Below are 12,661 nucleotides of genomic sequence, written 5' to 3'. Positions count from 1 at the left end.
AGAGCTGGCCGTCGAGGGTCACGGTCGAGTGCAGCGTGGAGTTGGCCAGATCCTCGACGTGGACCTGGTCACCACGAACGTCATCCGCATGTCAGATTCGTAGGTCAACCGCACCTGCAACTGACCGAGGTCCGCTGCGAACGTCTTGCCGACGAGCTGAGCTGCCATGACTAGTCCTCTCTCCCCAGGGGTGCTGAAATAAGTGAGCTGAATCTGCAACTCACCTGGTGGCGCCGCGAAGAGAACTTCACGCCGCATCGATCAGCACGTACAGGCTCGCGATTTTGCCCTCCCGCAGGACAAGCACGTCACGGCCGGATGCGATCGGCACTTGACCATCGACGCCCAGAGTCCAGCTGTACGTAACCAGGTCCTGCGCCATTTGAACTGGACCTGAGCGGCTGATCACGGTGCCCGGAAGCTGTGTCTGGAGGGCGGCGATTGCCTCGGACATCCCGGCGTGCCCCTTGTAGGCGGCTTCTGGCTCACCGACGAATACGTCTGACGCATAGAGCTCTGCGATCGACTCGTCCCGGTCAGTCCCAGCCGGCCCGTTCCAGACATCCAGGTGCGCGGTGATGATACTTTCGATTTCTGCGTTCTCAGTCGCGCCCAGTATCGGATTTCGTGCGAATTCCGCGTCCGCGGACACGAACGCGACCGTTCGAGGCCTCGGTGACTGTCTCGACGCCAGCTCGAAGAATCCCTCGGTGAGTGCCGAATTCGGTCGCGGGCCGGTTGGGATCATCACGAAGTAACCCGAGTATTTCAAGGTAGCGTTGACACCTAGGCCCATCAGCCCGACGAAGTATCGTTGGCGATCGACGATCAGCGGCATTGCTGGAGCAAGGGTGTTCGTCCCGTATCCGCCGAGGACGATATCTACCTTGTCGACATCCATCAATTGTGTGTAGATTCCGGGAACCGAAGATGCATCGGTCTGATCGTCGTAGTAGATGAGCTGAACTTCACGCCCGATCAGACCACCATTCCGGTTCACATCGTCGACCCAATTCTCCAACGCTCCATACCTTTGGACAGCTCCAGAGGAGCCAGGCCGGACGGGACTCCTCAGCCCACCGTCCGCTTCAACACAACGCCGATCTCGATCGACTGCCCCGCCCCCACGCTGGGCACGATCGTCCCGACGGTCTCCCATCCGTGGGCTCCGAGCTCGTTGAGCTCCCGCTCCACGGCGGCGTAGTCGAAGCCCTTCCAGCCCCAGCCGAACTTGAGCACCTTGTGCTCGAACGTCGCGGTCATGTCGTGTCCCTCCGGTGTGGATGGTCGAGTAACTGTTCGATCCGGCGCACCGGGGAGAGTGCGTTCGGCTCAGGCTGTGATCTTGTTGAGCTCGGGAAGTACCAACGGACGATCGAGCGGAGCCGGCACGCCGAGCGCTGGTCACGGACGCCGTGACGCTACAAAGGTCCGGGTTCGTGTGAATCGGGTACGCAATCGGTCACCGACACACCGCCGGGTCGGTCATCCGCCGTCGGTGCCCACGCGCAGCCGCAGGTCGCCCGAGAGATCGATCCGGGCGAGCTCGGGGGAGGGGTGAGGCCAAGCTTCGGGCAGACATTGGTCAGGTGATGGCCGACCGTGCGAGGCGCGCCCGTGCGCTGCGCCCACGTCTTCACCGTGGCAATCGATCGCCCCTCATCGATCACGACGACCGACCGATTGACCAACCGATCCGGCGGGGGCCGCGGTGCCCGACACTCGGCGCGTGAGCCACCCCGCACGCGCCGCTGTGCTCGAGGAGAAGACGGTTCCCTCGTCTGGACCGACGTCGATGCCGAGGACCCCATCCCGACGAGGTCCTCGTCCGCGTACTCGCAACCGGGCAGTCACGTCATCGACGCCCCGATGCGCAGCGGACTGATGTCGGTCCCGCTGCGGGTCGTTCTCGGGCACGAGAGCCAGGAGAGGGGGAACCACGTGATCCTGAGCTTCTACTCCTGCTGCCTGTCCGCGTACCCGCCTCCTGCAACCGAGAGTTCGCCGGGCCGCTCGCGCCACCCCCTGTAACAGCGCACAAGGATGTGAGGACCGATGATCAGACCGGCGACGGTGAGCTGGCCGAGCCTGCGGGTTTCGGACTGGACTGCCACCCGCGAGACGCTGCACATGTGGACCCAGATCGTGGGCAAGATCCGCATGGCCCACGCTCCGCTGGTCAACCACTGGTGGCAGGTGACCTTGTACGTCAGCCCGCGCGGGTTGACGACGTCGACGATCCCGCACCGCGCGGGGGCCTTCGAGATCGAGTTCGACTTCGTCGGTCACCAGCTCGAGGTCCGCAGCAGCGACGGCGGCGTGCGGAGGTTGCCGCTGCGGCCGATGCCGGTCGCCGAGTTCTACACCCGGATCCTGGATCTGCTCGACCAGCTCGGGATCGAGGCACCGATCCGGCCGCACCCCAACGAGGTCGAGCCGGCGATCCCCTTCGCCGAGGACCACGTCCACGCCTCCTACGACGGCGAGGCGGCCGCCCTGTTCTGGCGACAGCTGCTGCAGGCGAACCGGGTGATCGGCGAGTTCCGGTCGCACTTCGTCGGCAAGGTCAGTCCGGTGCATTTCTTCTGGGGCGCGATGGATCTCGCCTGCACCCGCTTCTCCGGGCGGTCAGCTCCGCCGCACCCCGGCGGAGCGCCCAACTGCGGGGACTGGGTCATGGTCGAGGGCTACTCCCGGGAACTGTCCAGCTGCGGGTTCTGGCCCGGCGGTGGTGAGGAAGGCGCCTTCTACTCCTACGCCTACCCCGAACCCGAGGGGTTCGCCGATCAGCCCATCGGCCCCGACGGCGCGTACTTCAGCACCGAGTTCCAGCAGTTCCTGCTGCCCTACGAGGCCGCCCGCGCCGCACCCGACCCGGACCGCGCGGTCGCCGAATTCCTTCGCACCACCTACGAAGCCGCCGCGAACTGCGGACACTGGGACCGCTCCGCGTTGGAAGACGACCCCTTCCGGTGGCATGGAACCCCTGCGCCTCAAGGAAACAACGACGCCTGACCAGACCGACCCGCCGGAGCCCACCCCGACTGAACCTCGCCGTGACGAAGAAACCCGTCGGGCCGCCCATCTGATCGAGCAACGTCGGCTCTGCTTTCGCCTGTTCAGAGCGGCCCGCGGGCAGGGCTCAGCTCCCGGTCTGTACGAATCGGATGCTCAATCCGGCGCAGGGCCGGGCCGGTCACCGGCCGTGGGCGGTCTGAGCCGGAGGTCGCCATCGAAGTCGATCCTGGCCAGGTCGGCGCGGGAAGCGATGCCGAGCTTGGGGTAGACGTTGGCCAGGTGGTGGCCGACCGTGCGTGGGCTGATCAACAGCTGTGCCGCGATCTCCCGGTTGGTCAGACGGTCTGCGGCCAGCTGCGCGACCCGGAGCTCCTGCGCGGTCAACCCGGCCGCGGTCGGAGGATCGGCCACGCGGGGGGCGGCCCGCCGTTCGGTCAGGGCCTGCTCGCGCAGCGCCCGCATCCGCAGTGGTTCCGCGCCAAGGCGGTCGAAGATCTCGGCTGCTCCGGCGAGCTGGAGCCGGGCGTCGGCCCGGCGGCGCGCGCGCCGCAGCCACTCCCCGTACGCCAGCCGGGTGCGGGCGTACTCGAACGGATGGCCCCCCGCCCCCTCGACGTCCAGGGCGGCTCGGAACGAGGCCTCGGCCGCCGATCCACCCTGGACGAGGGCCCGGAGACGGTGACCGGCCGTACGCGCCCAGGTCGCGCCGGTACGCTGCGCCCACTTCTCCACCATGGCGACCTGAGCCTCGACGACGTCGCCGCTGCCGACCTGCACCGCTGCCTCGACGGTGTCCACGGCGGCGAGCAGTGCGAAGGTGGGGTGAGCTGCCTCGTGGCCGGGCTCGGCGAGACACAGCAGGTCGGTCAGCGCCTCCTGTGGACGACCGTCGAACAACGCCGCGCGTCCACGATGCCAATACGCCGATGCGCTGAGCGCTCGTACCCCACGCGGAACCGAGATCTGCAGGATCCGGGTGGTGTGCTCGTCGACGGTGCGGTGCTCGCCGCGGGCGGCGGCCAGTGCTCCGAGGGAGGATCGGCTCTGCGTGGCCACATGATCCGCCCCAACCTCCTCGGCCAGCCGCAGCCCCTCGGCCGCCGCGGACTCGGCGGCACCCCACCGGCCCGCGGTGGTATCGAGGACCGCGATCTGGGCCAGCACCAGCGCCAGCGCGGTGAGCTCGTGCCGGCGCCGCAGCTGTGCGGCCTGCACGCGCAGCACGTCGAGCAGCCCACCCTCGATGCCCCAGGCCTGGACCAACGGCACGGGCGGGAGCAGCTCCCACGCGGCTGTGCCGAGCCGATCGACCGTGTCGCTGGCCAACTCCGGGGTGGTCGGGGTGACCTCACCGGTCTGGTCGTAGCAGGACCACCAGTTCCGCAGCACAGGCAGCAGCTCCGACAAGGCGGGGTCATCGTCGGTGTTCACGGCCCGCACCTGCTGTAGCGCCTCCTGCTGGAGGTCGGACCGACCGGCCGACCACGCGGCCCGGACCGCCACCGTTCCCAGCTCCACCGCGCGGCGGGTCTCGGGGACCACGGTCATGTCGCAGACCAGGTAGCGGTGGGCACGCTCGGGCATGCCGTAGGCGAACTCGAGGATCCCGCGCAACCCGCCGCTGAGCCGGACGACGGGAACCACACCGCCCAGGCGCTCCGCGTCCTCGAGCAGCTGCCGCGCTGCCTCGGCGTGGCCGGCGTCCCACGCGGCGCGGGCGGCAGCGGCCAGCCGGCGCGCGGCGGCAGCCGGCGTCGGCGACAGCTCCGCCGCCCGACGCAGCGTGCGAGCCGCCATCGGACCCGCGCTGCGTCGCAGGCACTGCTCGGCGGTCTGTTCCAGCAGCGTGGCGACGTCCTCGTCCGGCCCGTCGGCGGCGGCGGCCAGGTGCCAGGCCCGTTCCTCGGTGGCATCCGTCGGCAGAGCGGCGGCCAGCGCCCGGTGCGCGGCCTGCCGGTCCAGGAAGGGGGCACCGTCGTAGACCGCCGCCCGGATCAGCGGGTGCCGGAACTCCAGCCGGGCCCCCGAGGCGCGGATCAGACCGGAGCGCAGGGCCTCGTCCCAGGTGGACGTGTCGACGCCCCATCCGGACCCGGCACGGTGCATGACGTGACGGTCGCCCCGGTCCTCGGCGGCGGCCAGCAGCAGCAGCGCCCGGGTCGCCGGTTTCAGCGCCTCGGCCCGCGCGCAGAACGCCCGCCGCAACCGTGGCCCGACCGGAATCGGTTCCCCGGACAGCAGGAGGGGCGCCTCGCCGTCGGTCTCGCGATCGAGGGTGGGCAGTTCGTGCAGCGCCAACGGGTTGCCCCCCGCCGCCCGGACCGTGTGATCGACCAGCGCCTCGTCGGCGTCCGGCACGACGGCCTCGACCAGCCGGCGTGCGTCGTCGTCGGCCAGGCCCACGACCTCCATCGCCGGCAACCCCTCCCACGGCCCCGAAGCGGGATCCTCGTGTCCGGTGAGCAGTACCACGACCGGCTCGGTCGCCACGCGGCGCGCGAGGAAGCCCAAGCAGTGCGCGGTCGCCTCGTCGACCCACTGAGCGTCGTCCACCACGACGAGCACCGGTCTCTCCCGGGCAAGACCGCTGACCAGCGACAGCACGGCGGCGCCGATCAGGAACCGGTTGGTCGTGTCCCCGCTCAGTCCCAGCGCCCCGCGCAACGCCGCAGCCTGCGGAGCGGCGAGCGTCTCCAGCCGGCCCATCACGGGCCACAGCAGCTCGTGCAGGGCCGCGAACGCGAGCCCCGCCTCCATCCGAGTGCCCCGGCACCGCAGTACCGTCGCGCCGGACGCCGTCCCGACGGCGTGCTCGAGCAGGGCGGTCTTGCCGATACCCGGCTCACCCCACATTACGAGCCCGGAACCCGCGCCATTCGCCGCCCGATCCAGCAGCCGGTCCAGGGCCGCAGTCTCGGCGCGCCGTCCGAACAGCTCCATGTACCACCCCAGAATGTCGCGCCGGGCCGCGGTGGTGCGGCCGTTTCGAGCCTATAGCCCGATCTGCCCATCGCGGGCGACCGATTCGCCGGCCGATCCAGTGAGGGCCGTGGCGCCCGACACTCGATCCCATGATCCCTCCGCATGGCCGTGCCTGGGGCCGCTTCGGTCCGTACCCGTCCACCTGATCCACGCAATAAAAGGAGATGTGCCATGAGCGCCAAGAAGACCGGACTCGATGCGTTGTTAACTCCGGAGGAGAGTGTTCTCCTGCTGATCGATCATCAGCCGTTCCAGTTCGCCAACCTCCACAGCCACGAACCGACGATGGTCGTCAACAACGTCGTCGGGCTTGCGAAGACCGTCAAGGCATTCGGTGTCCCCACGATCCTGACCACAGTCCTGGAAGAGCGCGGCGGCTACCTGATCAAAGGACTGCAGGACGTCTTCCCCGACCAGAAGCCGATCAACCGGACGTTCATCAACACCTGGGAGGACAGTCGCGTGGTGGACGCCGTCAGGGCGACCGGGCGCAAGAAGCTGATCATCGCGGGTCTCTGGACGGAGATCTGCGTGGCCATGCCGGCGATTCAGGCCCTCGACGACGGCTACGCCGTCTACGTCGTGACCGACGCCTCCGGTGGGGTGTCGGCCGAAGCGCACGACATGGCCGTACGGCGCATGGTCCAGGCGGGTGTGGTGCCGATGACCTGGGTTGCCGTGCAGGGTGAGCTGCAGCGTGACTGGGCTCGCGAAGCGACCATCCCGGCGCTTGCGGAGGTCGCCGCACAGCACCAAGGCGGTACCGGGGTCGCGTTCGCCTGGGAGGCGCAGCTGCTCAACACTCCCGCCCCCACCACCGGCACCCGCGCATAGCAGCGCCGGCGACCAGCACCTTGTGCGACACGTCATCCTTCCAGAACTCTCACGTGCAAAGACCATCCAGGAGCAGCCCGATGAGCGACCTCGTGCTCGGCCTCGACACCTTCGGTGACGTGCCCGAAGACGACTCCGGCGCCCCCGTCTCCCACGCCGAGGCGATCCGCCAGGTCGTCACGGAGGCGACCCTCGCCGACGAACTCGGGGTCGACGCCATCGCGCTCGGCGAGCACCACCGACCCGAGTACGCGATCTCCACACCCGAGACGGTGCTCGCCGGCATCGCCGCCCGCACCTCCCGCATCCGCCTCGGCTCCGGCGTCACCGTGCTCAGCTCCGACGACCCCGTGCGTGTTTTCCAGCGCTTCTCCACCCTCGACGCGATCTCCTCGGGCCGCGCCGAGGTGATCCTCGGGCGCGGCTCGTTCACCGAGTCGTTCCCCCTGTTCGGCTACGACCTCGCCGACTACGACGTCCTCTTCGAGGAGAAGCTCGAGCTGTTCGTCCAGCTCCTCGACGAGAAACCGGTCACGTGGACCGGCACCGTGCGCGCCCCGCTCGAGCACGTCGACGTGTACCCCAAGACCGACTCCGGACGCCTGACCACCTGGGTCGGCGTCGGCGGTTCACCGCAGTCGATCATCCGCACCGCCCGCCACGGCCTGCCGCTCATGCTCGCCATCATCGGCGGCCCGCCCGAGCGGTTCACCCCGCTCATCGAGCTCTACCGCCGCGCCACCGAGCAGCTCGCCACCCCCGCATGGCCGATCGGCCTTCACTCACCCGGCTTCATCGCCGACACCGACGAACAGGCCAAACAGCTCCACTACCCTCGCTACAAGGTCATCCGCGACCGCATCGGCGCCCAGCGCGGCTGGCCACCGCTGCGCCGGGAGGAGTACGACGCCGATCTCGAGCACGGCTCGCTGTACGTCGGCTCCCCGGAAACCGTCGCCCGCAAGATCGCCCGCACCGTCCGCACACTCGACGCCGGCCGGTTCGACCTGGTCTACACCAGCGGCTCGCAGCCGATGAGCGCCCGCCTGCGGGCCGTCGAGCTCTACGGCACCAAGGTCATCCCCATGGTCCGCGACATCCTCGCCGAGACGACATGAACACCACCATCGCGATCCTCGGTGCAGGCAAGGTCGGCACCGTGCTCGCCCGGCTCGCCGTCGCCGCGGGCTGCCGCGTGCTCGTGGCCGGCTCCGGCGACCCGGCGAAGATCGCGCTCATCATCGAGGTCGTCACGCCCGGCGCGACCGCCACGACCGCCACCGAGGCGGCCGGCCAGGCCGACATCGTCGTCCTCGCCCTCCCACTCGGCAAGCACCGCACCATCCCCGCCGACGCGCTGCGCGGCAAGCTCATCGTCGACGCGATGAACTACTGGTGGGAGACCGACGGCATCCGCGACGACCTCACCGACCCGCGCACCTCCGTGCCGGCTCATCACGATCCAGGGGGTAGCCGCGGTCTGAAGCCTCCGGTCTCGATCAAACTTCTGGCGATGTAGTTGGTCAGGTTGCGGAACCCGAGCGCGGAGCCGCGGAGGTGTTCGAGGCGTCCGTTGATCGCCTCCGTCGGGCCGTTGGATGTGCCGGGCCGGTCAAAGTAGGCCAGGACGTCGTCGGCGCGCTTCTTCAACGTCCGGCCCAGCGTGATGACCTCGGCCAGCGCGGCCGGGACGCCGTGGCTGACCGAGTCGATCAGCTTCACCATCAGCTCGCGGCCCCGTCGCCGGTCTTCGTGGCGGTAGGCGGCGATCATCTGCTGGTAGATACCCCAGGTCGCCTCGACCTCTACATGCTCATCGACCGCGAACAAGGCGGTGAGCCGGTCGGCCTGCTTGTCGGTGAGTAGCCCGGCACCGGTGTGCAGGGTCCGTCGGGCGGAGTAGAGCGGGTCGCCCTTCATGCCGCGGTGGCCGTGGATGTCCTGCTGGCCCCGGCGCCGGCACCGGTCGAGCGCATCGCCGGCCAACCTGATGACGTGGAAGGGATCCATCACCGCGACCGCGTCGGGCAACTCTTCGCTCGTGGCGGTCTTGAACCCGGCGAACCCGTCCATCGCGACCACCTCGATCCCGTCGCGCCAGGCTTCGGGGCGTGCAGCGAGCCAGGACTTGAACGCCTGCTTGGAACGTCCTTCGACCATGTCGAGTAGCCGTGCCGGGCCGGTGCCGTCACGGATTGGGGTCAGGTCGACGATCACGGTGACGTACTTGTCACCGCGCCTGGTGTGGCGCCACACGTGCTCATCGACGCCAACGACGGCCGCGCCGTCGAAGCGGGCCGGGTCGTCGATCAGGACCCGCTTGGCTTCGGCCAGAACGGCGTCGTTGGCGGTGTTCCACGCGACCCCGAGGCCCTCGGCGACGCAGGCGATGGTGAGGTGGGCGAGCACGATGCCTTCTAGCGCCCACCGCAGCCCGCGACGCGAGATCTTCGCGCGCGGCGCGGCGGCAAGGCTGTTGTCTTGGCGCCAGACGTGGCCGCATCCGGTGCATCGGTAGCGGCGGATCGTGACCAGCAGAGTCGTGGGCCGCCAGCCGAGCGGTTCGTGGGCCAGGCGCCGGGTCACGGTGTCCCGCGGGATCCCTTCACAGCCGCAGCGGCGGCACCACTGGTCAGGTTCGAGGACCCGGCACGCGAGGATCGCGCGATCGGGTTCGAGGCGCTGACCGGTGACGACCAGTCCGAGCTCGTCGAGTCGGCAGAACGTAGTCAGATCGGGGCCGGCGAACACAGCTAAGCGCTCGCCGAAGGTGGCGTCGGGCACGTCGAGGTTCTTTCAAGATGAGCGTTTGCAGGAGGCTGCTCCTCGAGAGACCTCGACATGCATCCTGGAACCGCTGCGCCAACTACACCCTCATCTGGCGAAGAGCCGCTCTAGCCCCGACTTCACCCCAGCCCCTGGGAGTAGGTCATCTGTCGAGGAACCCGGGATCACGGCCCATGACGGAAGCTGATGCGCATCAGCCGACTGTCAGCCCAGTCTTCGAGCCGAGTGGGCCGGATGGTGCCGGGGTCGTGGGGCTGATTGAGATCCGCGACGATCTCCGCCAGCACGGCCTGACGTTCAGCTGGGTCGGTGACCGGCGTGGCGCGTGCAGGCAGATCTGCGCGGATCCCGTTCTTGAGGTGGAAGGTGAAGTCGGGATTGGCGAGAAGGTTCGCATACCAGTCGGTCGCGGCACCGCCGGCGCCGCTACACAGGTAAGTGGTGCCCGCAGCTCGGTAGAAGAAAATCTCGATGCGGCGTGGCCGGCCGGTGCGGCGCCCCAGCGTCGTGATGTCGATGATCCGTTCTCTGGTGCCCGCGGCGAGGGTGATCTCGATCGCTTGCCGGATGTGATCGGGTAGGTGCGACAAAGACGCGTCCCGTGCGGAGTCGTTCGATCCGGTCGTGTCTGGGGTGCTCATGCGGTCTCGGCCTGAAGGGCGGGGCCGAGGAGGAGTCCACCGTCGATGACGTACTCCGACCCCGTGATGAACGACGCGTCCGATGACGTGAGGAACAGGAGAAGACGGCTGACGTCGGTCGGCTCCCCGAGCCGAGGGATGGCGAACGGCTCGGGTGAGTAGAAGTCGGCGATTGCCGCGACTGCGCCAGCTGCTGGTTCGTGGATGAAGGAGGTCGAGATCACGCCGGGGTGGATGGTGTTCACGCGGATGTGGTCGCGGCCGAGCTCGAGTGCTGCCGTTTGGGTGAGGCCTCGCACGGCCCACTTGCTGGCGACGTACGGCGCGTAGTGCGCCGTGCCGCCCAGGCCCATGGTCGAGGCGACGTTGACGATGGCTCCCCCTGCTGCGCGGCGCAAAGCGGGGGCTGCGGCCTTGATGCCGAGGAAGGTCCCGGTGAGGTTGATGTCGAGGATGCGCGACCACGTGGCCTGGTCCGTGTTCTCGATCGTTGCAGGCGGATTCTGCACGCCTGCGTTGTTGACGAGCACGTTCAGGGCGCCGAAAGCGCTCTCGGCGGCTAGCACAGCGGCGGACCACGAGCTCTCGTCGGTCACGTCAAGGCGGGCGAAGCGAGCGCGGGTCCCGAGCTCGTCGGCGAGAGCGGCGCCGCGTTGCGCGTCGATGCCGCCGATCACCACGTTCGCTCCCTCCGCGTGGAAGGCGCGCACGTGGCTCGAGCCCTGGCCGCCGGTCCCACCGGTCACGAGCACGGTCTGGTTGTCGAAGCGGGGCATCGGATGTTCCTTCGGTACGTGGTGAATGACCGGGGTCACCAGTGACGAACGGCGGCCAGTGGTGAGCCGGGCGACTCACCATGCCATCGACACTAGGTCGGCAGCAGTGGCGAGTCAAGCCACTCACCTCGTATGCTCGGCCCATGAGCAGGATCGTGACGACGTATCACCAGCGCGTCGCCCAGGAGAAGCGCGCGCTGATCGTGACGGCCGCGACCGCACTGTTCCTCGAGTTGGGCTACGACCGGACGTCGCTGGCGCGGATCGCCGAGCGCTCGGGCGTTTCGCGGGCCACCTTGTTCAAGCAGTTTCCGAGCAAAGCTGCCCTGTTCGACGCCATCGTGACCGAGTCCTGGTCGACCGCTGACGAGGAGGATCCTCCGCCGGCAGGCAACGTCGTCGACGGGCTCAGCATCATCGGTCGCCGTTACGCCGAGCTGCTGGGCCGTGCCCAGATGACCGACCTGTTCAGGATCGTCATCGCCGAGCTGCCGCGGTTCCCTGAGCTGGCCCATGCGCAGTTCTCGCACGGGAAGATGCCCTACTTCGAGTCCGTACGCAGCTACCTCCTGGCCGAACACGAGGCCGGAACGGTGCGGGTCGAGGACGTGGACCTCGCAGCCACCCAGTTCCTGGGCATGATCTCCAACTACGTCTTCTGGCCGACACTCCTAGTGCCAGGCTGGCAGGTGAACGCCGAACGCGTCGCTCAGGTAGTCGACGAGGCCGTCCGCACCATCGCCGCCCGGTACGCCGCGACTGGACCAGGGGCGTCCACCCACGACTGAGTCCCGCCGACCGCGACAGAGTCCCGCCGCCACCAAAGGAGCTGATGCCTAAGCAATCGAGGCCGTCGGCACCAAGGGCGTTCGCGGGGCATCACCGGGGCGGACACCGGACGAGGGCGTGCCGATGTGTTGACCCACATCGATCAGCCTGGCACCAGCACGGCCCAACAAGAGGTCTCAGCAGCGGACCCAAACCTCCACGGCTCCGCTCTCGGGTGGAAACTCCGAACGACATCATGAGGGGAGGCCCAAGATCCGCGAGCTCAGGCCCGCGGCTACACCCTCAGTTGTGAAGAGCCGCCATAGGCTTCCATCACGTGGGGCACCAGGCCCAGCAAACTGGAGAAACGACGTTCGTGCAGCGTCGGGTGAAGGACGATTCTCACGCCGTTCTCTCCGTTGAGCCGGACCGTGCGCTGGTGTTGTCCTTCCGAGAAGGGAACGCCATGCCGCTGAACCGTGGCGCGGTCGCCAAGGTGCTTCTCGCGTTCACGCCAAGCCAGTTCCGGCGCGACTACGTCAACCGCATGAGCGATGACGAGGACCGTCGTGCGGCGTTCGTCCGCGACCTGGAGACGATCCGGGCCGAGGGATTCGCCGAGAGTGAGGCAGAGGTCGACGAAGGAATCTGGGGCGGTGCCGTACCTCTCCGATTCGACGGATCTGTCATCGCTGCACTGTCGATCGCCGGGCCCGTTTTCCGGTTGGACGCCGAGAAGAGAAAGGTCGTCCGTCGCCTCTGTCAATGGCCATTCTTTTCTCCCCGTGGGCGGCCTGGGGTTTTCCCCGCTGGTGGCCACCTGGATCTCCCCGACGACGGCCAGATAATTCCCCG

At 68.5% G+C, this 12,661-nt stretch carries 13 protein-coding genes; 6 read left to right on the top strand and 7 right to left on the bottom strand.

Going from position 1 to position 12,661, the window contains the following annotated elements; translation table 11 throughout:
- Positions 1-18 precede the first annotated feature (18 nt).
- The 3 genes from ABZ863_RS13205 to ABZ863_RS13195 all read right to left on the bottom strand — a co-directional run bounded on the left by ABZ863_RS13205 (position 19) and on the right by ABZ863_RS13195 (position 1,263).
- Entirely contained in the window at positions 19-168 is a 150-nt protein-coding gene (locus tag ABZ863_RS13205) for a hypothetical protein (protein WP_358534791.1), read from the bottom strand.
- 79 nt (positions 169-247) lie between these two features.
- The gene (locus tag ABZ863_RS13200) at positions 248-1,021 is read right to left on the bottom strand and encodes an ABC transporter substrate-binding protein (RefSeq protein ID WP_358534789.1); all 774 of its coding nucleotides are present in this window, start codon (positions 1,019-1,021) and stop codon (positions 248-250) included.
- 50 nt (positions 1,022-1,071) lie between these two features.
- A complete protein-coding gene (locus ABZ863_RS13195; RefSeq protein ID WP_358534787.1) occupies positions 1,072-1,263 on the bottom strand; it encodes a DUF4177 domain-containing protein in 192 nt (63 codons plus the stop codon).
- A 792-nt stretch (positions 1,264-2,055) separates the two neighbouring features.
- On the opposite strand from ABZ863_RS13195, the gene ABZ863_RS13190 reads away from it, so the two are divergent.
- Positions 2,056-3,015 (top strand): DUF5996 family protein, encoded by a 960-nt coding sequence (locus tag ABZ863_RS13190; RefSeq protein ID WP_358534785.1) that lies wholly within the window; start codon positions 2,056-2,058, stop codon positions 3,013-3,015.
- 156 nt (positions 3,016-3,171) lie between these two features.
- Here ABZ863_RS13190 and ABZ863_RS13185 read toward each other — a convergent pair whose 3' ends face one another.
- On the bottom strand, positions 3,172-5,958 hold the full coding sequence (locus tag ABZ863_RS13185) for an AAA family ATPase (RefSeq protein WP_358534783.1): 2,787 nt from the start codon (positions 5,956-5,958) through the stop codon (positions 3,172-3,174).
- A gap of 213 nt (positions 5,959-6,171) precedes the next feature.
- On the opposite strand from ABZ863_RS13185, the gene ABZ863_RS13180 reads away from it, so the two are divergent.
- From ABZ863_RS13180 to ABZ863_RS13170, 3 genes are all read left to right on the top strand, one after another.
- Positions 6,172-6,834, top strand: coding sequence for a hydrolase (locus tag ABZ863_RS13180; RefSeq protein ID WP_358534781.1), 663 nt, complete (start codon positions 6,172-6,174; stop codon positions 6,832-6,834).
- A gap of 80 nt (positions 6,835-6,914) precedes the next feature.
- Entirely contained in the window at positions 6,915-7,952 is a 1,038-nt protein-coding gene (locus ABZ863_RS13175) for an LLM class flavin-dependent oxidoreductase (protein ID WP_358534779.1), read from the top strand.
- Entirely contained in the window at positions 7,949-8,353 is a 405-nt protein-coding gene (locus tag ABZ863_RS13170) for an NAD(P)-binding domain-containing protein (protein ID WP_358534777.1), read from the top strand. Before ABZ863_RS13175 ends, ABZ863_RS13170 begins: the two co-directional genes overlap by 4 nt.
- On the opposite strand, the gene ABZ863_RS13165 is transcribed toward ABZ863_RS13170, so the two are convergent.
- The 3 genes from ABZ863_RS13165 to ABZ863_RS13155 form a co-directional block, all read right to left on the bottom strand.
- Positions 8,290-9,618, bottom strand: a complete 1,329-nt coding sequence (locus tag ABZ863_RS13165) for an ISL3 family transposase (RefSeq protein WP_358534775.1) — start codon at positions 9,616-9,618, stop codon at positions 8,290-8,292. The two genes, ABZ863_RS13170 and ABZ863_RS13165, sit on opposite strands and share 64 nt — an antisense overlap.
- 167 nt (positions 9,619-9,785) lie before the next feature.
- Positions 9,786-10,211, bottom strand: coding sequence for a nitroreductase/quinone reductase family protein (locus tag ABZ863_RS13160; protein WP_358534773.1), 426 nt, complete (start codon positions 10,209-10,211; stop codon positions 9,786-9,788).
- Between the two features lie 47 nt (positions 10,212-10,258).
- Positions 10,259-11,038, bottom strand: a complete 780-nt coding sequence (locus ABZ863_RS13155) for an SDR family oxidoreductase (protein WP_358534771.1) — start codon at positions 11,036-11,038, stop codon at positions 10,259-10,261.
- A 143-nt stretch (positions 11,039-11,181) separates the two neighbouring features.
- On the opposite strand from ABZ863_RS13155, the gene ABZ863_RS13150 reads away from it, so the two are divergent.
- Positions 11,182-11,826 carry a TetR/AcrR family transcriptional regulator gene (locus ABZ863_RS13150; protein ID WP_358534769.1) on the top strand — a complete coding sequence of 215 codons (645 nt, stop codon included), beginning with the start codon at positions 11,182-11,184 and terminating at the stop codon, positions 11,824-11,826.
- 317 nt (positions 11,827-12,143) lie between these two features.
- Positions 12,144-12,661, top strand: a 518-nt coding sequence (locus ABZ863_RS13145; protein WP_358534767.1) for an IclR family transcriptional regulator C-terminal domain-containing protein, incomplete at its 3' end; no start/stop codon positions are given.

The organism is Saccharomonospora sp. NPDC046836 (assembly GCF_040645195.1).
GTDB lineage: Bacteria > Actinomycetota > Actinomycetes > Mycobacteriales > Pseudonocardiaceae > Prauserella_A.
This window is presented reverse-complemented; position numbering and strand designations above follow the sequence as displayed.